Origin of the sequence: Streptomyces sp. NRRL S-87 (genome assembly GCF_000719335.1) — a bacterium.
Lineage (GTDB): Bacteria > Actinomycetota > Actinomycetes > Streptomycetales > Streptomycetaceae > Streptomyces.
Map to the genome: position 1 here is coordinate 144,630 of NZ_JOGB01000009.1, position 23,504 is coordinate 168,133.

General features: G+C 74.0%; 15 protein-coding genes and 2 pseudogenes. 8 read left to right on the forward strand and 9 right to left on the reverse strand.

The window, feature by feature from the left end; all coding sequences use genetic code 11:
- Positions 1-8: 8 nt before the first annotated feature.
- Entirely contained in the window at positions 9-1,649 is a 1,641-nt protein-coding gene (locus IF43_RS0108090) for an acyl-CoA synthetase (protein WP_037887635.1), read from the forward strand.
- A 43-nt stretch (positions 1,650-1,692) separates the two neighbouring features.
- On the opposite strand, the gene IF43_RS0108095 is transcribed toward IF43_RS0108090, so the two are convergent.
- Positions 1,693-2,856: a permease gene (locus IF43_RS0108095; protein ID WP_030196030.1), complete on the reverse strand. Its 1,164-nt coding sequence runs from the start codon at positions 2,854-2,856 to the stop codon at positions 1,693-1,695.
- Positions 2,857-3,069: 213 nt separating this feature from the next.
- A complete protein-coding gene (locus IF43_RS0108100) occupies positions 3,070-3,903 on the reverse strand; it encodes an alpha/beta fold hydrolase (protein ID WP_030196033.1) in 834 nt (277 codons plus the stop codon).
- An 81-nt stretch (positions 3,904-3,984) separates the two neighbouring features.
- Here IF43_RS0108100 and paaK point away from each other — a divergent pair, with 81 nt between their 5' ends.
- The 4 genes and pseudogenes from paaK to IF43_RS0108120 all read left to right on the forward strand — a co-directional run bounded on the left by paaK (position 3,985) and on the right by IF43_RS0108120 (position 7,758).
- Entirely contained in the window at positions 3,985-5,277 is a 1,293-nt protein-coding gene (paaK, locus tag IF43_RS0108105) for a phenylacetate--CoA ligase PaaK (RefSeq protein WP_030196036.1), read from the forward strand.
- Positions 5,278-5,367: 90 nt separating this feature from the next.
- Positions 5,368-5,556, forward strand: a pseudogene (locus tag IF43_RS43675) (hypothetical protein); the annotation flags it as partial.
- Positions 5,557-6,013: 457 nt separating this feature from the next.
- Entirely contained in the window at positions 6,014-6,790 is a 777-nt protein-coding gene (locus tag IF43_RS0108115; protein WP_078909990.1) for a YhjD/YihY/BrkB family envelope integrity protein, read from the forward strand.
- Positions 6,791-6,927: 137 nt separating this feature from the next.
- Complete coding sequence (locus tag IF43_RS0108120) at positions 6,928-7,758, forward strand: sulfurtransferase (RefSeq protein WP_030196044.1); 831 nt, start codon at positions 6,928-6,930, stop codon at positions 7,756-7,758.
- Between the two features lie 331 nt (positions 7,759-8,089).
- On the opposite strand, the gene IF43_RS0108125 is transcribed toward IF43_RS0108120, so the two are convergent.
- From IF43_RS0108125 to IF43_RS0108135, 3 genes are all read right to left on the reverse strand, one after another.
- A complete protein-coding gene (locus IF43_RS0108125) occupies positions 8,090-9,193 on the reverse strand; it encodes a calcium:proton antiporter (protein ID WP_030196047.1) in 1,104 nt (367 codons plus the stop codon).
- 935 nt (positions 9,194-10,128) lie between these two features.
- Complete coding sequence (locus IF43_RS0108130; protein ID WP_051794925.1) at positions 10,129-11,724, reverse strand: acyl-CoA synthetase; 1,596 nt, start codon at positions 11,722-11,724, stop codon at positions 10,129-10,131.
- Between the two features lie 209 nt (positions 11,725-11,933).
- Positions 11,934-13,040, reverse strand: coding sequence for a nitronate monooxygenase family protein (locus IF43_RS0108135; RefSeq protein WP_030196054.1), 1,107 nt, complete (start codon positions 13,038-13,040; stop codon positions 11,934-11,936).
- 146 nt (positions 13,041-13,186) lie between these two features.
- On the opposite strand from IF43_RS0108135, the gene IF43_RS36175 reads away from it, so the two are divergent.
- The 3 genes from IF43_RS36175 (at position 13,187) to IF43_RS41490 (ending at position 17,086) form a co-directional block, all read left to right on the forward strand.
- Complete coding sequence (locus tag IF43_RS36175; RefSeq protein WP_051794888.1) at positions 13,187-15,439, forward strand: serine hydrolase domain-containing protein; 2,253 nt, start codon at positions 13,187-13,189, stop codon at positions 15,437-15,439.
- Positions 15,439-16,158 carry a YoaK family protein gene (locus IF43_RS36180; protein ID WP_051794890.1) on the forward strand — a complete coding sequence of 240 codons (720 nt, stop codon included), beginning with the start codon at positions 15,439-15,441 and terminating at the stop codon, positions 16,156-16,158. Before IF43_RS36175 ends, IF43_RS36180 begins: the two co-directional genes overlap by 1 nt.
- A gap of 286 nt (positions 16,159-16,444) precedes the next feature.
- Positions 16,445-17,086: a hypothetical protein gene (locus tag IF43_RS41490; protein WP_158939204.1), complete on the forward strand. Its 642-nt coding sequence runs from the start codon at positions 16,445-16,447 to the stop codon at positions 17,084-17,086.
- Positions 17,087-17,117: 31 nt separating this feature from the next.
- On the opposite strand, the gene IF43_RS42030 is transcribed toward IF43_RS41490, so the two are convergent.
- The 4 genes and pseudogenes from IF43_RS42030 to IF43_RS0108175 form a co-directional block, all read right to left on the reverse strand.
- Positions 17,118-17,693 (reverse strand): hypothetical protein, encoded by a 576-nt coding sequence (locus IF43_RS42030; RefSeq protein WP_199922689.1) that lies wholly within the window; start codon positions 17,691-17,693, stop codon positions 17,118-17,120.
- Between the two features lie 174 nt (positions 17,694-17,867).
- Positions 17,868-19,451 carry an NAD(P)/FAD-dependent oxidoreductase gene (locus IF43_RS0108165; protein WP_030196073.1) on the reverse strand — a complete coding sequence of 528 codons (1,584 nt, stop codon included), beginning with the start codon at positions 19,449-19,451 and terminating at the stop codon, positions 17,868-17,870.
- Positions 19,452-19,540: 89 nt separating this feature from the next.
- A complete protein-coding gene (locus tag IF43_RS0108170; protein WP_051794927.1) occupies positions 19,541-22,417 on the reverse strand; it encodes a serine/threonine-protein kinase in 2,877 nt (958 codons plus the stop codon).
- Positions 22,399-23,322: pseudogene (locus IF43_RS0108175) on the reverse strand (oxygenase MpaB family protein); the annotation flags it as partial. The gene IF43_RS0108170 and the pseudogene IF43_RS0108175, both read right to left, overlap by 19 nt.
- Between the last annotated feature and the right edge of the window lie 182 nt (positions 23,323-23,504).

Sequence of the window (23,504 nt, forward strand, 5' to 3'; positions counted from 1 at the left end):
AGGACGTGGTGGAGTACAACCTTGCCGACCTGTTCGAGTCGGTGGTCGACGTGGTCCCGGACCGCGAGGCGCTCGTGTACGTCGACCACCCGGGCACCGGCGCCGAGCGCCGGCTGACCTACCGGGAGCTGGACGCGGCGGCCAACCGGGTCGCCCACCACCTGATCGACCGGGGTCTGCGCCCGGGCGAGCACCTCGGGCTGCACCTCTACAACGGGGTGGAGTACCTCCAGACCGTACTGGCCTGCCTGAAGGCCCGCCTGGTGCCGGTGAACGTGAACTACCGCTACGTCGAGGACGAGCTGGTCTACCTCTACCGTGACGCGGACCTGGCGGCGCTGGTCTTCGACGGCGAGTTCACCGCGCGGGTGGCGGCCGCGCTGCCGCAGGCGGAGAAGCTGCGCCACCTGGTCCGGGTGGGGGACGCCCCCGAGGGGGCGCCCGAGCCCGCGATCGCGCCGGTTGCGTACGCGGACGCCGAGGCGGAGGGGTCGCCGGAGCGCGGGTTCCCGCCCCGCTCGCCCGACGACCTGTTCATCATCTACACCGGCGGTACGACCGGGATGCCCAAGGGCGTGATGTGGCGCCAGGAGGACCTGTTCTTCGCGGGGCTGTTCGGCGGCGAGCCCACGGGCGAACCGGTCAAGCGGCCGGAGGAGCTGGCCGAGCGGGTGGCCGGCCGCGGCGCGGGGCTCACCTTCTTCCCCGCTCCCCCGCTGATGCACGGCACGTCGACCCTGACGTCGTTCGTGGCCTTCAACTACGGCCAGCGGATCGTCATCCACCGCAAGTACGTGCCGGAGGAACTGCTCCGCACGATCGAGAAGGAGAAGGTCTCCAGCGTCTCGCTGGTGGGCGACGCGATGCTGCGGCCGCTGATCGACGCCCTCAAGGGGCCGCTGGCCGGCACCGACCTGTCCTCCCTCTTCAGCGTGTCGTCCTCGGGCGCGATCATGTCGGAGTCGGTGCGCGACGAGTTCCGGCGGCTGGCCCCCGGCGTGATGCTGCTGAACAACTTCGGCTCCTCCGAGTCCGGTTCCAACGGCCGGGCCACCGACGACTCGGGGCCGGAGAAGGGCTTCCGCCTGGAGGTCAACGAGCGCACCCAGGTCGTGGACCCCGTCACCCACGAACCGGTGCCGGTGGGCGTGCCGGGGCGGCTGGCCCAGCGGGGGCACGTACCGCTCGGCTACTACAACGACGCCGCGAAGACCGCGGAGACCTTCTTCCAGCGCTCGGGCGAGCGCTGGGTGCTGCTCGGCGACATGGCGACGGTCGACGAGGACGGCATCGTCACGGTCCTCGGGCGCGGCTCGCAGTGCATCAACACCGGGGGCGAGAAGGTCTACCCGGAGGAGGTCGAGCAGGCCCTCAAGGCCCATCCGGACGTGTACGACGCGCTGGTCGCGGGGGTCTCGGACGCCAGGTGGGGCAGCCACGTGGCGGCGGTGGTGCAGGTCCGGTCCGGCGCGCCCGCCCCCACGCTGGAGGAGATCCAGACGCACTGCCGGACCCGGCTGGCCGGCTACAAGATCCCGCGCCAGCTGGTGATAGCCGACGCCATCCAGCGCTCGCCGAGCGGAAAGGCGGACTACCGGTGGGCCCGCGACGTCGCCACGGCGGCGGACGGGGGCGCAGCCGCGGAGTAGGTCCGTACGGCAACGCCCGTCGCGGCCCTGGGCGGGCGCCCCGTCAGTGCTCGTGGGCGGGCGCGCCGCCCGGCGCCGGAGGGCCGCCGCCCATCATGCGCAGCATCTCCCGGCCCCCGGTGCGGAAGAAGCGCACCACGAAGGCGGCCGCGAGGAGCAGGAAGGCGATGTTGAGGTAGGTGGTGTAGTCCCAGCTCACCCCCTCGGTGGGGAGCTCGGCGTCCGCCTGGTCGGGGATGAGGCCCAGGGCGCCGAAGAGGAACTCGACGACGTACCCGGCGACGACCATCGCGGTGTAGAAGGTGGCGAGCAGGAACAGGGCCGTCCGGCGTCCGTAGTACTTCCGGTAGATGTTCAGGATCGGCACGATCAGCAGGTCGGCGAAGATGAAGGAGACCACACCGCCGAAGCTGATGCCGCCCTGCCACAGCACGACGGCGAGCGGCACGTTGCCGATCGAGCAGACGAAGGACGCGATCGCGACCAGCGGGCCGATCAGCGGGCCCCACAGCTTGGCGGCGAGCGGGTGCCCCTCGAAGAAGAAGCCGTGCCAGAAGGAGTCCGGCACCCAGGCGGCGACGGCCCCGGCGATCAGCAGCCCGACCACGATGTCGCGCAGGATGGCCGCCCACTCCATGACGAAGACGTGCGAGACGGACGTGTACCCCGCTCGGGAGAACAGCCGGCGCGCGAGGGAGCCCCCCGCCGGTACGGACATGTCCATCGCGGCGTGGCCCTCCATGGATCCGGCCACGCCGCGCTCGGCCTGCTCGCGCGCCTCGCCGAGCAGGTCCGCGCGGAGGAACCGCCGGAACAGCACCGCCAGTACGACGATCATCACGGGCCCGCCGACGAACTCGGCGGCGGTGAACTGCCAGCCCATCAGCAGCGCCAGGATCACGCCCAGTTCGATGACGAGGTTGGTGGAGGCGATCTCGAAGGCCATCGCGGAGGTGAAGTGCGCCCCCTTGCGGAAGAGGGAGCGGGCCAGCGCCACCGCGGCGTACGAGCAGGAGGACGAGGCCGCCCCCAGGCCCGCGGCGACCGCGAGCGTGCGGGGGCGGTCGTCGCCGAGCAGCGACACGACGCTGGAGGTGCGGACGACCGCCTGGACGACGGCGGACAGCGTGAAGCCGAGGATGAGGGCCCAGGTGATCTGCCAGGTCATCGCGCCGGTGATGGACAGGGCGTGCAGGACGGCGTGCATCCGCCCAGCCTCGTGCCGGGTACGGGACCGGGGCCTCGGGACACGCAGGAACGCCCGCGGCGGCCACGCCGTCGGCCCCGGCCCCGGCCCCGAGGCCCCCGGGGCTGCCCGCGCGGTCAGCCGTACGGCCGCCCGGCCCCGAGCCGCCCGGCCGTCCCACCGCCCCGCCCGGCCGTCCCACCGCCGCGTCCGGCCGTCCCTCCGCCCCGTCCCTCACTCCGCCAGGAACGCCTCCACCGTGTCCGCGAACCACTCCGGGGCGTCGACCCACGGGAAGTGGCCGGCGTCCGGCTGGACCACGCACCGGCCGGCCGGGAAGAGGGCCGCCAGCTCCTCGGCGAGCTCCGGGGTCGGGTTGCCGTCGTGCGCGCCCGCCAGGACCAGGACCTCGGAGGTCAGTCGGGCGAGCGCGGCCCGCGTGGCGGGCGGGTCGTAGGCCCCTTCGGCGCCGAACGCCTCGCAGGCCTCCAGGTTGGTCTGGTCCTCCTCGCGGGCCGCGTGCGCCTCGGCCGCCGCGTCCCAGCGCCCGTAGAAGAACGGCAGCATGCGGTCGTCCCAGTCGCCGCCGGCGTAGAACTTCTCCAGGGCCGGGTAGGCCTCCTCGAACCACGGCTCGCCGGCCCGCCGCCGGGCCGCCGCCAGCCGCTGCGCCGTGGTCGTCCCGAGCCCCAGCGCCCAGGACGTGGGCGTGACGAGGGCGATCCGGCGCACCCGCTCCGGGTACGCGGCGGCGTACAGCTGCGCGAGATTGCCGCCCGCCGAGTGGGCGAGCAGGTCCAGGCGCTCCAGCCCGAGGTGGACGCGCAGCGCCTCGACGTCGGCGACCTGCCGGTCGACGCGGTACGTGCCGCGGTCGGCCGGGACCGCGGAGCCGCCGGTGCCGCGCAGGTCGAGCCGGACCAGCCGCCGGGTGCGGGTCAGCCCGCCGAGGTCGCCGAGGTACTCGGCGGCGCGCATGGGGCCGCCCGGGAGGCAGACGAGGGGCTCGCCCGTGCCCTCGACCCGGTAGGCCAGCTCGGTCCCGTCAGGGGAGGTGAAGATCGACATGGCCGCCATCCAAGCAGACCGGGGAGGCTGCCGCGCCCGAGTTCTTGACGCGGCCGCCCCTCTACCGAATGATCGTTCGGCATGACGGATCTCCTGGACACGGCGGAACGGCTCACCCGCGAGGAACTGGAGGCGCTGCAGCTCACCCGGCTGCGCGAGACCCTGCGGCGCGCCTACGACCGGGTGCCCTTCTACCGCGACGCCTTCGACAAGGCCGGCGTGCGCCCGGAGGACCTCGCGTCCCTCGCGGACCTGGCCCGCTTCCCCTTCACCACCAAGGCGGACCTGCGCGACCACTACCCCTTCGGGATGTTCGCCGTCCCCGAGTCGGAGATCCGGCGGCTCCACGCCTCCAGTGGCACCACCGGCCTGCCCACGGTGGTCGGCTACACCGAGCGGGACCTGGACACGTGGGCCGACGTGGTGGCCCGCTCCATCCGCGCCGCGGGCGGCCGCCCCGGCCACAAGGTCCACGTGGCCTACGGGTACGGGCTCTTCACCGGCGGGCTCGGCGCCCACTACGGCGCCGAGCGGCTCGGCTGCACGGTCATCCCGGCCTCGGGCGGCATGACGGAACGCCAGGTCCGACTGATCCAGGACTTCAAGCCCGAGATCATCATGGTGACGCCGTCCTACATGCTCACCCTGCTGGACGAGATGGAGCGCCAGGGCGTGGACCCCCGCTCGACCTCGCTGCGGACCGGGATCTTCGGCGCCGAGCCCTGGACCGAGGAGATGCGCCGCGAGATCGAGGAGCGCCTGGGCATCGACGCCGTCGACATCTACGGCCTGTCGGAGGTGATGGGCCCGGGCGTGGCGCAGGAGTGCGTCGAGACCAAGGACGGGCTCACCGTGTGGGAGGACCACTTCCTGCCCGAGGTGGTGGACCCCCTCACCGGAGAGGTGCTGCCGGAGGGCGAGTTCGGCGAGCTGGTCTTCACCTCGCTCACCAAGGAGGCCATGCCGGTGGTCCGGTACCGGACCCGGGACCTGACGCGGCTGCTGCCGGGGACGGCGCGGCCGGCGTTCCGGCGGATGGAGAAGGTGACGGGCCGCAGCGACGACATGATCATCCTGCGGGGCGTGAACCTCTACCCCGCCCAGATCGAGGAGATCCTGCTCCGCACCCCCGGGGTGGCCCCGCACTTCCAGCTCCGGCTGACCCGCGAGGGTCGGCTGGACGCCCTGACGGTGCGCGCCGAGGCCCGCCGGGACGCCACCCCGGCGGAGCGCGAGGCGGCGGCCGGCGCGATCGTACGGGCGGTGAAGGAGAACATCGGCGTCTCGGTGGGAATCGAGATCGTGGACCCGGAGACCCTGGAGCGCTCGGTCGGCAAGATCAAGCGCATCAAGGACCTGCGGGGGACGGCCTAGCGGTACGACCCGCAGGGTCGTTCACTCGGCTGACGGGCGGGTGCGCGCCCGGAAGGGGGGACGGGCAAGGTCGGGGACGAGGATGCGGCGCTGCTCGCGGCGGTCCGGTCCGGGGACGCGGACGCCGTACGGGCGCTGCTCACGGCCGGGGCCGATCCGGGGGCCGCCGACGGGTCGGGGGTGCCGGCGCTGTGCGCGGCCGTGGCCGCCTTCGACGAGGAGGTGGCGGAGGCACTGGTCGACGGCGGCGCGGACCCGCACCGGAGGCTGCCCGACGGCAGCACCCCGCTGCTGCGGGCGGTCGACGCGGGCTACCTGGGTATGGCCGTGTGGGCGCTGTCGGGCGGCGACCCGCAGCGGATACGCCCGGACGCGCGCGAGGAGCAGCGGGCCCGCGGCGTGTTCCTCGCGTGGGCCGGCGAGGAGGAGCATCCCGACGTACTGCGCTCCGTCCTGCTCGGCCTCAACGACCACTCCGGCCCGGAGGTGGAGGCCGCGGGCCTCGCCTTTCGGCCGCGCACATGCGGCGCAGCCGTGGGACGGGACACGCCCGGGAGCCTTCCGGAAACCACCCGTCTGCCGCTGGTTCGGCAGGGTATGGCCCGGTTCGTGGTAGTCAGGAAGTGTGACACCGAAGACGTCGGGCACGGGATCCGGGGACGCCCGTCGGCTCCGGCACCTGCACGACCGGGTGACCGGGTCCGCCGTCGGGCTGGCGTGGAGCCGCGGGCGCGAGATGGAGCTGATGCACCGGGCCATGGGGTTCGCGGCGCTCGGCTTCCTCACGCTCGTCCCGCTGCTCATCGTGGTCGCCGCGGCCGCGCCCGAGAGCTTCCGGGGCTTCGGCCGGTGGCTGGGGCAGGGCCTCGCGGTCTCGGAGGCCTCCCGGCGCCAGATCGAGCTGCTCTTCGACTCCGGCGGCCAGGCCCTCGAGCGGACCACCGCCTTCGGTCTTGCCGCCCTCACCGTCTTCGGCCTGACCTTCGGGTCGGCCGTGCAGACCGGCTACGAAAAGGTGTGGGACCTGCCCACCGCCCGCTGGCACACCATGTGGCGGCACGTGGTGTGGCTGGCGCTGCTGGTCTTCTTCCTCGGGGTGCTGATCGCGGTCTCCTCCCCCACCGCGGGCCTGGCCGGCACCCTGCTGTCCGGCCTGGCCGACGTCGTCGGCACCTGCCTGTTCTTCTGGGTCTCGCAGCGACTGCTGCTCGGCGGGCGGGTCCGCTGGCGCGCGCTGCTGCCCGGCGCGGTGGCCACCACGCTGGGGCTGCTGGGCCTGCGGATCTTCTCGCAGCTGGTGTTCTCGCCGCTGATCGCTTCCAATGCCGTGGTCTACGGCCCGTTCGGCACGCTGCTCGTCGTGCAGTCCTGGCTGGTGGGCGTGGGCTTCGTGGTGTACGGCGGGGCGCTGGTGGGGCGCCTGGTGCACGAGCAGCGCACGCTGACCCGGCTGCGGGAGGCCGGCCTGCTGCCGGAGCCGGGAGAGGAGCACCGGCCTGACCCGATCGAATGACGGGATTCCGTACGGGTCGAGGGGTCGGGCGCACGTCCGTTCGGGTGCTGTTCCGGGTGCGTGCCACGGCGGTTGACAGGCCGCGACGCGCGCTGCGATCTTGATCGTCCGGTCATCCGAGCGAACGGCGGTTCACCATGCCCTTTGGCCCCCTGACCGACGGCGAGTGGCTCGCCGCCCGGCTCGGTACCCCGGATCTGGTCGTCCTCGACGCGTCGGTCGGCGGGCACCGCGGCACCGAGCGCCGCATCCCCGGCGCGCGGGTCTTCGACATCGACGGAGCGTTCTCGGACCACGCCAGCCCGCTGCCGCACACGATGCTGGGTGCCGACGCGTTCACGGAGGAGGCGCGGGCCCTCGGCATCGACGACGCCGGCGCCGTGGTCGTCTACGACGCCGCCGGAATCTACTCGAGCGCCCGCGCCCGGTGGATGTTCAAGGCGATGGGCTTCGACCGGGTGGCGGTCCTCGACGGCGGACTGCCGGCCTGGGAGGCGGCCGGCCTGCCGGTGGAGTCCGGGCGGCCCCTCGCGACGGGTTCGTGGCGGCGCGGTGATTTCACCGCCCGGCCGCGCCCCGGCCTGCTCGTGGGAAGCGCGGAGGTGACGGCCGCGCTGGCCGACCCCGGCTCGGCCGTGTTCGACGCCCGGACGCGGGAACGGTTCGCCGGGACGGCTCCCGAGCCCCGACCCGGGTTGCGCGGCGGCCACATGCCGGGTTCGCTGAACCTCCCCTTCGGCGAGGTGCAGGCCGCGGGCCGGATGCGGTCGGCGCCCGAGCTGCGCGAGGCCTTCAGCGGCCTGGCCGGAGGCCGGGAGCGGCTGTACTTCAGCTGCGGGTCGGGGGTCACGGCCTGCGTACTGGCCCTCGGCGCCGAAATCGCCGGATACGACGAGCTGTCGGTGTACGACGGCTCGTGGGGCGAGTGGGGTCTGCCGTCCGACCTGCCGGTGGCGACCGGCGCCTGACCGCGGGGGCGGGCCGGGGCGGGGGCGGGTGTCGGAGGGTGTGGGGGCGGGGATGGTCCGGTGTCGAGGGGCTGCTCGCTTTGATGGTAGGGCGGGGGCTTCGGGCGGCTCGCTTCGGGGGTGGGTCCCGTGGTGTGTGGGTCCCCTCGGCGCTTGACAGGGGCGGCCGTCCGGGACCCGCCTGGCGGGGCGGCACGGTTCGGTGAGGTGGCGCGCACGGCGGGCTCCCGGAGGCAGCGGCGGACAGCTGTCGGCAGCATCCTTCGACGGCGCCTGCGTCCCCGCCAGGCGGGCACGGCCGAACGGCCGCGGCCCGCCCGGGGGACGTGCCTCACGGGCTCACGGCGAGGAAGAGGTAGGCGGCGAGGATCACCAGGTGGACGCCGCCCTGCAGCAGGGTGGCCCGGCCCGGGACGATCGTCAGGCCGCCGACGACGACCGTGAGCGTGAGCAGCACCATGTGGGTGGCCCCCAGCCCGAGCACGAGCGGGCCGGACAGCCAGATCGAGGCCAGGGCGATGGCGGGGATGGTCAGGCCGATGCTGGCGATGGCGGAGCCGAGGCCCAGGTTGAGGCTGGTCTGTACGCGGTCGCGGCGGGCGGCCCGGACCGCGGCCAGGGTCTCGGGCAGCAGCACCAGAAGGGCGATGATCACGCCGACGACGGCCTGCGGCAGGCCAGCGTCGGCCACGACGGACTCGATGGTGGGCGAGACGGACTTGGCATCGCCGACCACCGCGACGAGGGCAACGACGAGCAGTCCGAGGCTGATCAGCGTCGCCCGGGCGGTCGGCGGTTCGGCGTGCTCTTCGTCGGATTCGGCGGACCTCGTGGTCGGTACGGGCAGGAAGTAGTCACGGTGCCGCACGGTCTGGACGGCGATGAAGAGCCCGTACAGGCAGATGGACGCGACGGCGGCGAAGGTCAGCTGGGCGCCGGAGAACTCGGGGCCGGGCTTGCTGGTGGTGAAGGTGGGCAGGACGAGACTGAGGGTGGCCAGCGTGGCGACGGTGGCGAGGGCGGCCCCGGAACCCTCGGCGTTGAAGACGGCCACGCGGTTGCGCAGCGCGCCGAGCAGCAGGGACAGGCCGACGATGCCGTTGCAGGTGATCATCACGGCGGCGAACACGGTGTCCCGTGCCAGCGTCGCGGTCTTGTCGCCGCCGTCGGCCATCAGGGTGACGATGAGGGCCACTTCGATGACCGTGACGGCGACGGCGAGGACCAGCGAGCCGAACGGCTCCCCCACCCGGTGGGCCACCACCTCCGCGTGGTGCACCGCCGCCAGCACCGCGCCGGCCAGGCAGAGCGCGACCAGCGCCACGGCCCAACCCGGCAGGTCGCGCCCCCAGGTGAGGACCAGCGCGACGAGCGCGATGACGGGGACCACGAAGGTCCAGTCGGTGGCGGGGGACCTGACGACTGCCGCGTTCATGACCTCCACCCTGCCACGCCGCTCCCGCCTGCGACGGGTGCGAACGCGTCGGGCAGGTTGGGTGGGTGTCAGACAGGTGGGGTGGATGTCGGGTGGGGAGGGCGCCGCCGTCCTCGAGGTCGTAGCGCGCGACGCCGGTGATGGTGGCGTAGTTCAGGGCGGAGGCCGGCAGGGCGCGCAGGCCGGGCGAGGGCAGGCCGTAGACGAAGCGGCAAGCCCGGAGAGGGCGGGCGGGCAGGGCCCGAGAGGTGACGGACCGCCACATGAGGACTCATCGGCTCCGTGCGACGGGCAACCTGAGGGGCTCCCGCGCGCACGCTGGCCCCGCCAGCCCGCCAGCCCGCCAGCCCGCCAGCCCGCCGCGACCATCTCGTGATGCGTGGGACTCCGACCGCCCGCCACCGTCCCCTGATGCCTGCGGAAACCGACCCCACCCCCGCCGAACCGGCCCACCCAGACGCCCTGGGCTTCGCGCCAGCCCCCCGCCGTCTCGTGGTGTGTGGGGGAGGCGCTTGACAGGGGTGGCAGGCTGGACCGGAGGCAGGCCCGGGCCAGGGGTGGCCGACGGCCAGGGCGAAGCCCCAAAGCCCCTGGGGTGGGCCTGCCGCAGGGCCTGCAGGCCACCCCTGTCAAGCGCCGAGGGGACCCACACACCACGAGACGGCCCCCGCCGCCGCGTCATCCCCACCCCGCCGGCCCTCCCGACTCCGCGTCACGCCACGTCCTGCACGCCCCGACCCCGGCGCCCCGCCGACCCCGGCCCGCTCCCGAACCCCGCTCTCCGCTTCCCCACCTCACCCCCGCACCCAACCCCCGAACCCCGCTCTCCGCTTCCCCACCTCACCCCCGCACCCAACCCCCGCGCCCAAGCCCCGCGCCCAACCCCCGAACCCCGCCCTCGCGCCCCCAGCCCTCACATGGCCCGGTCGTGCCCCTCACATCACCCGGTCGTGCCCCTCCCAGTACGGATCCCGCAGTCGGCGCTTGTAGAGCTTGCCGTTGGGGTCGCGGGGCATCGTGGTGATGAAGTCGACCGTCTTGGGGCGCTTGTAGCCGGCCAGCAGCCGCTCGCAGTGGGCCAGGATCTCGGCGGCCAGCGCCGGTCCCGGCTCGTGGCCCTCGGCGGGTTCGACGACCGCCTTGACCTCCTCGCCCCAGTCGGCGTGCGGGATCCCGAAGGCGGCGGCGTCCGCCACGGCCGGGTGGGTGAGGAGGGCGGATTCGATCTCGGCGGGGTAGATGTTCACCCCGCCCGAGATGATCATGTCGATCTTCCGGTCCCGGAGGAACAGGTAGCCCTCGTCGTCCAGCAGGCCGAGGTCGCCGACGGTGAAGAAGTCGCCGATGCGGTTCTTGCGGGTCTTGCCCTCGTCCTTGTGGTAGCTGAAGGAACCGGTGCTCATCTTCATGTAGACGGTGCCGAGTTCGCCGGGCGGCAGCCGGTTGCCGTCGTCGTCGAAGACGGCCAGCTCGCTGATGGGCCAGGCCTTGCCGACGGTGCCGGGCTTCTTGAGCCAGTCCTCAGCCGTGGCGAAGGCGCCGCCGCCCTCGCTGGCCGCGTAGTACTCCTCGACGCAGGTCCCCCACCAGTCGATCATGGCGCGCTTGACGTGGTCCGGGCAGGGCGCGGCGCCGTGGATGGCGTGCCGCATCGACGAGACGTCGTACGCGTCCTTCGTCTCCTGCGGGAGCGCGAGCAGGCGGTGGAACTGGGTGGGGACCATGTGGGTGTGCGTACACGCGTGACGGTCGATCAGGCGGAGCATGTCCTCGGGGCTCCACTTGTCCATGAGGACGAGCGGGTGCCCGATGTGCAGCGCCGCGCCCGCGAACTGCAGCACCGCGGTGTGGTAGAGCGGCGAGCAGACCAGATGGACGTTGTCCTCGAAGGGTCGGATTCCGAAGATGCCGAGGAAGCCGCCCAGGTACGTCTGCTCCGGTGGCTTCCCGGGCAGCGGGCGCCGGATGCCGCGCGGGCGCCCGGTCGTACCGGAGGTGTAGTTCATGACCCAGCCGAGGGTGCGGTCGGCGGGGGCGGAACCGGGCTGTCCGTCGAGGAGTGCGGCGTACGGGCGGAAGCCCGGCACCGCTCCGACGGCGTAGCGGTGGCTCGCCGGCAGGGCGGCCTCGTCGGCGGCGGCCGTCGCGGCGGCGGCGAACCGCTCGTGGGCGATGAGCACCTTGGCACCGGAGTCCGCGACGATCCAGGCGATCTCGGGGCCGACGAGGTGGTGGTTGACCGGGACGAGGTAGAAGCCGGCCTGGCTGGCGGCGAGGTAGGCGGTGAAGAACTCGACGCCGTTGGGCAGCACGACGGCGAAGGCGTCGCCGCGCTCCAGTCCGGCCGCGCGCAGACCGTGGACGAGCTGGTTGACGGCCCGGTGCAGGCGGCCGGCGGTCCACTGCTCGCCGTCGGGAGCGGTGACCACGATGCGGTCGGGATCGGCCACCGCCTGCGCCCAGAAGCCGTTCGGGGGCTGGGCCGTGGCCGGTGCGGCCGACGTGGCCGGTGTGGCCTGTGTGGCCGCCATGGCCGGTGCGGCCGCCATGGCCGGTGCGGCCGCCATGGCCGGTGCGGCCGCCGTGGCCGAGGCCGGCGCGGTCGCGGGGGCCTTCTCCGATGCGTTCTCGGGGGCGTTCTCCGGTGCGTTCTCGGGGGCGTTCTCCGGTGCGTTCTCGGGGGCGTTCTCGGGGGCGTTCTCCGGTGCGTTCTCGGGGGCGGTCATGGCGGTCCGGCTCCTCAGGCTCGTCCGGCGATGCGGTTGATGCGGTCGATGGCCCTCTCGAAACCGCGGGTGAGGTCGTCGAAGACGGCCCGGACGCTGCGTTCGGTGTTCATGCGGCCGACGATCTGGCCGACCGGGGTGCCGAGCAGCGGCTGGACCTCGTACTTCTGAATCCGGGAGACGGCCTCGGCGACGAGCAGGCCCTGCAACGGCATCGGCAGCGCGCCGGGCCCGGCCGGGTCGTCCCAGGCGTCGGTCCACTCGGTGCGCAGCTGGCGGGCGGGCTTCCCGGTCAGCGCGCGGGAGCGGACGGTGTCGCCGGAGCCGGCGGAGAGCAGCTTCTCGGTGAGGGCGCGGGAGTGCAGTTCCGCCTCGGTGGTGGTCAGCCACAGGGAGCCGAGCCAGACGCCCTGCGCGCCGAGCGCCAGGCCGGCGGCGATCTGCTCGCCGCTGCCGATGCCGCCGGCGGCGAGGACCGGGAGCGGGTCCACGGCCTCGACGATCTCGGGGACGAGGACCATGGAGGCGATCTCGCCGGTGTGTCCGCCGGCCTCGTAGCCCTGGGCGACGACGACGTCGATCCCGGCCTCGGCGTGCCTGCGGGCGTGCTTGGCGCTGCCGGCGAGGGCGGCGACGAGGACGCCGTGGTCGTGGGCGCGGGCGACCACGTCGGCGGGCGGGGAGCCGAGGGCGTTGGCGAGGAGCTTGATGGGGTAGTCGAAGGCGACGTCGAGCTGGTTGCGGGCGACCTGCTCCATCCAGCCGGTGATGCGCCAGCCGGACGCCTCGCCCTCGGGGAGCTCGGGGACGCCGTGCTTGGCGAGGGTGTCGCGGACGAACTCCCGGTGGCCGTCGGGGATCATCGCCTCGATGTCGGCCTCGCTGATGCCGTCGACGGCCTTCTTGGCGGGCATGACCACGTCGAGGCCGTACGGCTTGCCGCCGGTGTGGTCCTGCATCCAGTCGAGGTCGCGGGCGAGGTCGTCGCGGGCGGTGTAGCGGACCGCGCCGAGCACGCCGAAGCCTCCGGCGCGGCTGATGGCCGCGGCCACCGCCGGGAAGGGGGTGAAGCCGAAGATGGCGTGCTCGACTCCCAGTTTCTTGCTCAGCTCCGTCTCCATGGGGCGCAGGATGCCGCAGGGCGACGGCCGAGGGAAGAGATTTTCTGATGCTGTGTCAGATTCTTTGCGGGCCCGTCGGAGCGGGGTGGGGCCGGTGCGCGGGCAGATACTGGGGGACGCGCCGCCGCGAGGGAGGAAGGCCGGTCATGGGCGAGGCTGAGGACAAGGACGGCGTTTCCGGCCGGCTGAGCCGCAGGAGGCTGGCAGGGCACCTGCTGGCACTCGGCGGCGTACTCGGTGGCGTGCTCGCCGCGCAGTCGCTGCCGGGGGCCGCGGCCGCCCGAGGCACCGGGCCGGACGGCGGCCGCGGGGGTCCGGACGGCGGTCACGGGACCGGCCCGGAGGGCGGCCCGGACGGCGGCCCGGACGGCGGCAGCGGAGGCCCCGGCCGCCGGTGGGGCGTACCGGGCGGGTGGCGCAGCCTGCGGTACGGGAGCGCCCGCGAGGCGGGGCTGCTGGAGGAGCATCTGGACGCGGCGCTCGACGAGACCCGCCGCTTCCTGGGGCCTTCGCCGACGCACCCGTGGTACGCGGGGGCCGTGGTGCTCGCCGGGCGGGGGCGGACGGTCGCACTGCACGAGGCGGTCGGGGACGCCCTGCGGTACGCCGACTACGACGGGCGCACCGACACCGCCCGCGAACTGCCGCCCGCCGAGCGGATCCCCATGCGCCGGGACACCGTCTTCGACCTGGCCTCGCTGACGAAGCTCTTCACCTCCGTGCTGGCGGTGCAGCAGCTGGAGCGCGGGGCGCTGGAGCTGGAGGCGCCCGTCGACCGGTACCTGCCGGAGTTCACCGGTGGCGGCAAGGAGCTGATCACGGTGCGTCAGCTGCTGACGCACACCTCTGGGCTACGGTCCTGGGTGCCCTTCTACCGGGAGTCCACCCGTGAGGGACAGCTGGGGCTGCTGTGGCAGGTGCGGCCGCAGGACCCGCCTGGCAGCGTCTACCGGTACTCGGACCTGAACCTGATCGCGCTGCACCTGCTCCTCGAACGGGTCACCGGGAGCACGCTGGACGTCCTGCTGCGCGACGAGATCACCATTCCGCTCGGGATGCACCGCACGCGCTTCCGGCCGCCCGCCGCGTGGCGCCCGCTGACCGCGGCCACCGAGGTCGAGCGGCCGCCCTGGTCCGGGCTGGACCGGGGACTGGTCTGGGGTGCGGTGCACGACGAGAACGCCCACACGCTGGGCGGGGTCGCGGGCCACGCCGGGGTCTTCGGCACGGCCTGGGACCTCGCCGTCCTCGCCCGGACGCTGCTGGACGGCGGGGCGTACGGCGCCGTACGGATCCTGTCGGCGGCCTCCGTCGAGCTGCTGTTCACCGATTTCAACACCGCCTTCCCCGGTGATGACCACGGCCTGGGCTTCGAGCTCTACCAGCACTGGTACATGGGCGCGATGGCCACCCCGCACGCGGCCGGGCACACGGGATTCACCGGCACGTCCCTCGTGCTCGACCCGTCCACCGACTCGTACCTGATCCTGCTGGGCAACTCGGTGCACCCGGTGCGCACCTGGCGGGCCGGCAGCGCGCCGCGGGTGGCGGTGGCCAACGCGGTGGCCCGGGCCGTGCCCGTACGGACCGCGCACGGCGGACCCGCCTGGTACTCCGGGATGGCCACCGGCGGCACGGGGACGCTGACCCTGCCCGCCCTCGGACCGCTCGGGGCACACGCGCGGTTGGAGTGCGACCTGTGGTGGGACACCGTGCCCCGCGACGGCTCGGCGCACCTGGAGGCCTCCGTCGACGGTGGTGGCTCTTGGGAGCCTGTGCCCTTCGACACCGTGCCTTTGGCGTCCGTGCGGTTCGACGCCGGGTCCTTGGGTGCCGGGTCCTCGGGGGGCGGGTCCTCGGGGGGCGGGTCCTCGGGCGCCGGCTCCTCGGGCGCCGGCTCCTCGGGCGCCGGCTCCTCCGGCGCGGTTCGCTCCGGCGCGGTTCGCTCCGGCGCGGTTCGCTCTGGCGCCGTCTCCTCCGGCACCGTCTCCCCCGCCCACGGGGTGGGCCGCGAGCAGTGGCCGCAGGGCATGGTCACCGGCTGGTCGGGGCGCGTCTGGCACCGTCTGACGGCGCCCCTGGAGCGCTGGGCGGACGAGGAGCTCCGGCTGCGCTTCCGGCACCGGGCCGAGGGGCGGTACGTGGGCCGGGGGGTCTACGTCGACCGGATTCGGGTGCGGGTGGGGGCGCGGGATGGGGGGAGGGCTGAGGTGCCGGATGGGGGGAGGGCTGAGGCGCGGGATGAGGGGAGGGCTGAGGTGCGCGATGAGGGAAGGGTGGCGGCTGGCGCGGGGGCGGAGCTTGGGGGTGGGGGTGGGGAACCCATCGTCTTCTCCGACGAGCGGCCTGCGGACGCGGCCCGGCTCGTGGCGGTGGGCTGGACCCGGTCGGCGGACTGATGGCACACCCCCTCCCGACCCGTGCCGCGCCGGCGGGGACGCTGACTCGGCTGCTGGCGGCCCTCACGTTCGCGACCGGGCTCGTCGAGGCGGCCGCCCTGCTGGGGCTGGGTCCGGTGTTCACCGCCATGCAGACCGGGAACCTGCTCTTCCTGGGCTTCGGGCTGATGGGACAGGGCGGGCTGTCGGTCAGCGCTCCCGCGGTCTCGCTCGGCGCGTTCGTGCTGGGTGCGGTCGCCGGCGCCCGGCTGGAGGGGCGGCTGGAGGCACACCGGCACCGCTGGTTCGTGCTCGCCGTCACCGCGGAGGGCCTGCTGGTGGCGGCGGCCGGCGGAGTGGCCTGGGGGGTTCAGCCGCTGAGTAGCGCCCCGACCGGGCGGCACCTCGCCGTCATCGCCACCCTTGCCTGTGCGATGGGCCTCCGCAACGTCACCGCCATGCGGGTGGCCGTACCGGACATGCCGACCACTCTGGTGACCCGGGCGATGACGGCCTTCCTCGCCGGGTCGCTGCTCGGCCGCGACCCGGCCTTCGGGCGCGGGCCCGGGGCCACGCAGCGACGGGCGGCGTCGGTCGGGGCCATGTTCGCCGGGGGCGTGGTCGGCGCGGCCTTCATCCGGTGGGACTGGCCCCTGTCCGCCCTGCTGTGGAGCGCCGGGGGCATCAGCTTGCTGGTGGCGGCGGCGTTCGTGCCTCAGGCTCGGCTGCGGAGTCGGTGAGGGTGAGGGGGGTGCAGGAAGTGCAGGAGGTGCAGGGGAAGGTGGCTTCGCGGGGGGTGGGTCCCGTGGTGTGTGGGTCCCCTCGGCGCTTGACAGGGGCGGCCTGCAGGCCCTGCGGCAGGCCCACCCCGAGGGCTTTGGGGCTTCGCCCGACGAATGGGTGATGGAACGGGCGACTCGTTGGCCCCGGCCGGTGCACGTCCCCTCCCGTGTGTACTTTTGGCGACCATCGCTTGCAATCCGTAATCGGGTGGTCGAGCAAGCAAGGCACGGAGGGTAAGAATTCATGCAGAAGCTCCAGCAGGTCGTAATCGCCACCGTGGTGGCGGCAGGTCTGTCCGCCCTCGGCGCGGGGAGTGCTCACGCGGCGGATGCACGTGGCCATTCATCCCACGGCACCGACGTCCGGGGCGGGCGAACAGTGTCGTCGCCGCTCACGCCGCAAGCCGTCAAGCTCCCGCAACTGCCGCAGTTGCCGGCACTCCCGCGGCTGCCCGAACTGCCGCGGCTCCCGCAGCTCCCGGCGCTCCCGCGGATCGCCGTCCTGACGCCACCTGCGCAGTTCCTCCAGACAAGGCACCTGGCGACGCTGCAGAAGCAGGCGACCGAGAAGAGCGAGCAGCGCTCGGCACCGTCGACCTACGCGCCGTACGTGCCGTACAGCCCGTACTCGGCCTACGCCCCGTATGCGCCTTACGCGGCGGCGCACGGGGCCCCCGACACCCCGACCACTCCCAATACGCCCAATACCCCCAATACGCCTAATACTCCGAACACCCCCAGTACGCCTAATACTCCGAACACTCCCAACACCCCGAACACGCCCAACACGCCCAACACGCCAAACACCCCGAATTCGCCGAACACCCCGAACACGCCGAATACGCCGAACACCCCGAACACGCCGAACACGCCGAACACGCCGTAGGCGCCATCGGAGGCCGAGGGCGCTCGACTCTCTACATCACGCGGCGGAGCCGCGCAGTGAGGTCACTGCGCGGCTCCGCCATGTGTTCAGAGGGGATCACCTCAGTCAGGGGTGTTCGGGGTGTTGGGCGTGTTCGGGGTGTTCGGGGTGTTGCCGCCACCACCCGGGGTGTTCGGAGTGTTAGGCGTGTTCGGGGTGTTCGGGGTGTTGCGTTAGGCGTGTTCGGGGTGTTCGGGGTCTTGACCTTGGCCTTGGCCTTGCCCTTTCCCTTGTTCGGGGTGTTGGGGGTGTTCGGGGTGTTGGGCGTGTTGGGGGTGTTGCCCCCACCGCCCGGGGTGTTGGGCGTGTTCGGGGTGTTGGGGGTGTTCGGGGTGTTGCCGCCGCCGCCCGGGGTGTTCGGGGTGTTGGGCGTGTTCGGCGTGTTCGGGGTGTTGCCGCCGCCGGGGGTGTTCGGCGTATTCGGGGTGTTGGGGGTGTTCGGCGTATTGTCGGCCGCGGCGATTTGGGGGGCCGGGGCGGCCATCGCCGTGGCCGGGAGGGCGATACCGCCGCCGGCCAGTGCCACGGAAGCCGCAGCCAGCATGATCTTGCGAGACGTCTTCTTCATCGGATTTCTCCATTCGGTGTCGTGGTCCGTATTTCTGGGGAATTCCCCCGGTGAGGACCTGCTTCAAATAAACCGGATGGAGACGGACGGGTCATGTCCCACGAATGCGTGGCTTGACCCCGGGAGTCGAATTTGGTAAAAGCCGGGCCGGGGCGCGACGGGGGGGGCGGGGGACTACGCCTCGAGCGCTGCCATCGCCGCGTTGTGGCCCGGGATCCCGCTGACGCCGCCGCCGCGGACGGCGCCCGCGCCGCACAGGAACACGTTGGCGCGGCCCGTGCCCACGCCCCAGCGGCCCGCTCCCTCGGCGGCCTCCGCGTACGGGAAGGCGAGGTCGCGGTGGAAGATGTGGCCGCCCGGCAGTCGCAGTTCGTGTTCCAGGTCGAGCGGTGTCTTCGCCTCGATGCAGGGCCGGCCGTCCTCGTCGACGGCGAGGCAGTCGGCGAGCGGCTCGTCGAGGTGGGCGTCCAGCTGGGCGAGGGTGGCGGCCAGCAGGCGCTCGCGGGTCCCGTCGTTGTCCTTCTCGAACAGCCGGGCGGGCGTGTGCAGCCCGAACAGGGTCAGGGTCTGGTACCCGGCGGCGATCAGGTCCGGCCCGAGGATCGTCGGGTCGGTGAGGCTGTGGCAGTAGATCTCCGACGGAGGGGCGGCGGGCAGTTCGCCGGCCGCGGCCTGGGCGTGGGCGGCGGCCAGCTGCTCGTACCCCTCGGCGATGTGGAACGTGCCCGCGAAGGCCTCGCGCGGGTCGACCGAGCGGTCGCGCAGCCGGGGCAGTCGGCGCAGCAGCATGTTGACCTTGAGCTGGGCGCCCTCGGCGGGGGTCACCGGGTCCTCGCCGAGGAGCCGGGCGAGGGCCTGCGGGGAGGCGTTGACGAGCACCTGGCGGGCTGCGACGCGGCCCTCTCCGTACGGGGTGCGGTAGTCCACGGCCGCCTCGGCGGCCCCGTCGGTCTCGATCCGGACCGCTTCGTGGCCGGTGACGATCTCGGCCCCGGTGGACCGGGCGGCCGCCGCGAGCGCGGAGGTGAGGGCGCCCATGCCACCGACAGGGACGTCCCAGTCGCCGGTGCCGCCGCCGATGACGTGGTAGAGGAAGCAGCGGTTCTGGGCGAGGGACGGGTCGTGGGCGTCGGCGAAGGTGCCGATCAAGCCGTCGGTCAGGACCACGCCGCGCACCAGGTCGTCGGTGAAGCGCTCTTCGACGGCGCGACCGAGCGGCTCTTCGAAGAGCATCCGCCAGGCGGCCTCGTCGTCGACGCGCCGGCGCAGGTCGGCTCGGGTCGGGAGGGGTTCGGTGAGGGTGGGGAAGACGCGTTCGGCCACGCGGCCGGTGGTCTCGTAGAAGGCGCGCCACCGCTCGTACTCGCGGTCGGAGCCGGTGAGCCGGGCGAAGGACTCCCGGGTCCGCTCCTCGCCGCCGCCCACGAGCAGGCCGGTGGGTGCGCCGGCGCGGACGGTGGGCGTGTACGAGGCGACGGTGCGCTTGCGGACGGCGAACTCCAGGCCCAGCTCGGTGACGATCTTCCGGGGCAGGAGGGAGACGAGGTACGAGTAGCGCGAGAGGCGGGCGTCGACACCGGCGAAGGGGCGGGTGGAGACGGCGGCCCCGCCCGTGTGGCCGAGGCGTTCGAGTACGAGCACGGAGCGGCCCGCCCGGGCGAGGTACGCAGCCGCGACCAGGCCGTTGTGGCCACCGCCGACGATCACGGCGTCGTACACGTCCTGCGCGGGCTTGGGGAGATCGGCGCGTGCGGTCATGGCCCTTGCCTAGCACGGCGGGATCGGTGACTGCCAGGGTGCGTGGGGGTGGTGCGGCGGAGCCGTGTGTGGCATGGGTGGCGGTGGCGTCAGCCGGCGACCGGGGGCATCGGGCTGCCGAAGGGCAGGCTGTGGTGGCGGAGGGCCGCCAGGCGCCGGTGCAGTTCGGCGGCCTCGGCCGCCCGGCCCAGGCGTTCCAGGCAGTGCCCCTGGTCGCCCAGCGCGGCGAGGGTGTCCGGGTGGTCGGCGCCCAGCGTCTCCTCGCGGAGCCGGGCGACCTCCTCGTACACGGAGAGCGCCTCGGCCCACCGTCCGAGCCAGCCGAGCGCGACGGCGACCTCGCGACGGCTCACCAGCGTGTCGGGGTGCCGCGGCCCCAGGACGTTCGCGCGCAGCCCGCTGACGTGGTGCGCCTCGCCGAGGGCCGCCTCCCAGTGCCCCTGCCGGCCCAGGTTCACGCCCAGGCTGTGCCGGGCGCGCAGGGTCTCCGGGTCCGCGGCGCCGTACGCCCGGGTCCGGTCGGCGACGAGTTCGTGGTAGAGCGTGAGCGCCTCCGCGCCGCGGCCGAGGCGGCCGAGGCTGATGCCGACCTCGTAGCGGGCCGCGAGCGTGTCCGGGTGGTCCCGGCCGAGGGTCCGCTCGCGGGCCGTGGCCACTTCGCTGTAGCCGGCCAGCGCCTCGTCCCAGCGGCCGAGCTGACCGAGGGCGAATGCCGCCTCGTAGCGGGTGAGCAGGGTGTCCGGGTGCAGCGGGCCGAGTACGCGGGCGCGGGCGGCGGCCACTTCCTCGACGGCCCGGTACGCCTCTTCGGGGCGGCCGAGCCGGGAGAGGTTGACGGCGAGGTTGTGGCGGCAGCGGAGGGTGTCGGGGTGGTCCCCGCCCATGGCGAGTTCACGCGCCGCCAGGACCTCGGCGTACAGCTCGTGCGCCTCCTGGTGGCGGCCGAGCTGGCCGAGGACGTACGCCGCCTCCTGGCGGGCCGCGAGGGTGTCCGGGTGATCGGGGCCGAGCGTGCGGCGGCGGCCCTCGGCCACCTTGCCGTACTCGATGAGCGCGTCGCCGGCCCGGCCGGTGCGGCTGAGCGTGACCGCGACCTCGTAGCGGCTGGCCAGGGTCTCGGGATGGTCCGGGCCCAGGGCCTCGGCGCGGGCGGCGGCCACCGAACGGTGCACCTCGGCCGCCTCGGCCCAGCGGCCGAGCCGGCCCAGGCTCAGTCCGGTGCCGTGGCGGACCTCCAGGAGCCCGAGGTACTCGGGGGTGGGCGTGCCGCGCTGGCCGGGCACCCGGGGGTCGCCGAGGTCGGCGCCCGGCGCCGGGGCATGCTCGGCGGCGGGTGCCGGGACAGTCATGGCCGAAGGGGCCTGGGCGGGCACGGCGGAGGGAGCCTGGGCGGGTACGGCCGTCGGGGCGGCCATGGCTTCGACCGCCTGGGCGGCGAGGGTCCACGGTCCGGTGAGGGCGTGCGGGGCCGGGGCGTCGGCGGCGGGCGGGGCCGGGGGGCGTACCGCCCTGGGCCCGGTGACCATGGCGCGGGCCCACGGGGGCAGCGGCGGGCCCCAGGCCTCTTCCGGAGTGGTGGGCGCGGCGTGCCACCCCGTCTCGGCGACGTACGCCCCGGGGGCGACCCCGTGTACGGACGGGTTTCCGGTGACCCCGGGGGCGTACAGCGGTTCCGCCGTGACTCCGCCGGCGGGGGGCGTGCCGGTGGACCCGCTGCCGGGCATCGAGCCGACGGGCTCGACGGCGTACGGCAGGCCGGTGACCTCGCCTGCGTGCCGGGCGGCTACGGTCCCACCGGCGTACGACAGGCCGTCGAGCTCCGACGGGTACGCCGGGCCCGCCACCTCCGCCGGGTACGCCAGGCCCGCGGCCTCCGCCGGGTACGCCAGGCCCGGGGCCTCCGCCGGGTACGCCGCAGCGTCGGCCTGCGCCGGGTACGGCAGGCCCAGGGCCTCCACCGGGTACGCGAGGCCCGGGGCCTCGTGAGGCTGCGCCGGGCCCGGCGGCTCGTGCGGGTGCGCCAGGCCCGGGGCCTCGTGCGGGTGCGGCAGGCCCGTGGGCTCGGCCGGGGGCCGGGGGGCGGCCACCCGGACCGCGGCGGTGCCGCCGGTGCGGCCGGCCAGCAGCCGCTGGTGGAGCCGGCGGGCGTCGGCCGGGCGGTCCTCGGGGGCCTTGGCGAGCAGGTCGAGGACGACCTCCTCGAAGTACAGGGGCAGCTCCTCGCGGTGCGCGCGCGGCGGCACCGGCGGGGTGTCGCGGTGGCCGACCAGCACCGACCACGAGTCGCCGAGGTCGAAGGGCGGGGCGCCGGTGGCGATCTCGTAGAGCACGCAGCCGAGGGAGTAGAGGTCGCTGCGGTGGTCGACCTCGGCGTCGGCGATCTGCTCGGGCGACATGTAGTGGGGCGTGCCCATGGCCATGCCGCCGCCGGTCAGCTTGGCGGTGAAGCCGATGTCGTGGGCCAGGCGCGCGATGCCGAAGTCGCAGATCTTCACGGTGCCGTCGCTGAGCCGCATGATGTTGGCCGGCTTGAGGTCGCGGTGGACGATGCCCTGCTCGTGCGTGTACGCGAGGGCGGCGGCGATCTGCTCGGCGATGTCGATCACCTCCGCCACGGGCAGCGGGCGGCCCTGCGAGGCCTCCATCAGCTGGCTGAGGTTGCGCCCGTCGAGGAGCTCCATGACGAGGTAGAGCTGGCCGCCCGAGGCGCTGTCGTCCCCGAAGTCGTGGACGACGGTGACACCCCGGTGCTGGAGGGAGGCGGCGACGCGGGCCTCGCGGCGGAAGCGTTCGCGGAGCACCTGGGTGAAGTGGGGGTCTTGTCCGGGTCCGAGCGGCTTAAGGCATTTGACCGCTACGTGTCGACCGAGGGACTCGTCATGGGCGCGCCAGACCTCGCCCATTCCGCCTCGCCCGATCAGGTCGAGCGGCCTATATCGGCCCTGGATCAGTGTGCTTTCAGCCAACTCCGCCATCTCGTGTTGCCGCCCCCGTTGTCGTGCTGCGCCCTCCCCGGCCCGTTCAGTATGGCCGCCACTCTACGCAGTGTGTACGGCGAGGGACGCGTGGCGGGCCCCAGGCGGGCCATTGCTTTCAAGATGTGACCCGGGGGCAGCTGCCAGCGAAGACGTGCGGGGATCAGGCGCAGCAGGAGGCCGGTGAGGCGCAGGCGCCGGGTCACGGCGCGGGGGGCTGGGGCGGGTCTGCCGTAGAGGGTGTGGGCCCAGTCGGGCAGCGATCCGTACGCGACGGTCGCGAGCGGCCGCCACAGCAGGGCGCGGAGTGGGACGAGGAGGGGGTGGACGGGAGGGCGGCGCAGGAAGGCGTCGACCTCGCGGGCGTCCGATCCGGCCGCGAGGCCGGGGCGGACGGCGGCGAAGTAGGCGGCCAGCTCCGCGGTGGTGGCGGGGACGGTGGCCGGGTCGAGGCCCACGAGGCGGGCGTTCACCCGGTTCTCGTCGACGTAGCGGTCGGCCTGGGCGGGGGTGAGGCGGACGCCGGAGCGGCGCAGGACGTGCAGGAACGATTCGATCTGTGCGCAGTGGACCCACAGGAGCAGCTCGGGGTCGTCGATCCGGAACTCGGCTCCGGTGGCCGGGTCGATGGCGCCCAGGTGGGTGTGGATGCGGCGGACGCGGGCGCCTGCGCGTTCGGCGGCCTCGGTGGTGCCGTAGGTGAGGGTGCCGACGAAGTCGGCGGTGCGCAGCAGGCGCCCCCAGGTGTCGGTGCGGAAGTCGGAGTTGGCGATGACGCCGCGGACGGCGCGGGGGTGGAGGGCCTGGAGGTAGAGCGCCCGGACGCCGGCCAGCCACATGATCGGGTCGCCGTGGCACTGCCAGGTGACGGACCCCGGGCCGTAGAGGCCGGGGTCGGGGCTGGGGTCAGGGCCGGGGCCGGGGTCGGGGCCGGGGTCAGCGGGTGCTGCGGACGCCGGCGGGGGCGCCGGGGTCAGCTCCTGGCCCGGGCCCGGGCCCGGGCCCGTTCCCGGTTCCGGCCCTGGTCCCGTTCCCGAGCCCCGCCGCGGTTCCGGCTCCTGGTCCGGCCGTGCCGCTG

Bases quoted from the DNA above. Each gene is read 5' to 3' on its own strand.
- IF43_RS0108095 (WP_030196030.1), bottom strand. From the start codon at position 2,856: ATGCACGCCGTCCTGCACGCCCTGTCCATCACCGGCGCGATGACCTGG.
- IF43_RS0108100 (WP_030196033.1), bottom strand. From the start codon at position 3,903: ATGTCGATCTTCACCTCCCCTGACGGGACCGAGCTGGCCTACCGGGTC.
- paaK (WP_030196036.1), top strand. From the start codon at position 3,985: ATGACGGATCTCCTGGACACGGCGGAACGGCTCACCCGCGAGGAACTG.
- IF43_RS0108115 (WP_078909990.1), top strand. From the start codon at position 6,014: ATGGAGCTGATGCACCGGGCCATGGGGTTCGCGGCGCTCGGCTTCCTC.
- IF43_RS0108120 (WP_030196044.1), top strand. From the start codon at position 6,928: ATGCCCTTTGGCCCCCTGACCGACGGCGAGTGGCTCGCCGCCCGGCTC.
- IF43_RS0108125 (WP_030196047.1), bottom strand. From the start codon at position 9,193: ATGAACGCGGCAGTCGTCAGGTCCCCCGCCACCGACTGGACCTTCGTG.
- IF43_RS0108130 (WP_051794925.1), bottom strand. From the start codon at position 11,724: ATGGCGGCCACACAGGCCACACCGGCCACGTCGGCCGCACCGGCCACG.
- IF43_RS0108135 (WP_030196054.1), bottom strand. From the start codon at position 13,040: ATGGAGACGGAGCTGAGCAAGAAACTGGGAGTCGAGCACGCCATCTTC.
- IF43_RS36175 (WP_051794888.1), top strand. From the start codon at position 13,187: ATGGGCGAGGCTGAGGACAAGGACGGCGTTTCCGGCCGGCTGAGCCGC.
- IF43_RS36180 (WP_051794890.1), top strand. From the start codon at position 15,439: ATGGCACACCCCCTCCCGACCCGTGCCGCGCCGGCGGGGACGCTGACT.
- IF43_RS41490 (WP_158939204.1), top strand. From the start codon at position 16,445: ATGCAGAAGCTCCAGCAGGTCGTAATCGCCACCGTGGTGGCGGCAGGT.
- IF43_RS42030 (WP_199922689.1), bottom strand. From the start codon at position 17,693: ATGAAGAAGACGTCTCGCAAGATCATGCTGGCTGCGGCTTCCGTGGCA.
- IF43_RS0108165 (WP_030196073.1), bottom strand. From the start codon at position 19,451: ATGACCGCACGCGCCGATCTCCCCAAGCCCGCGCAGGACGTGTACGAC.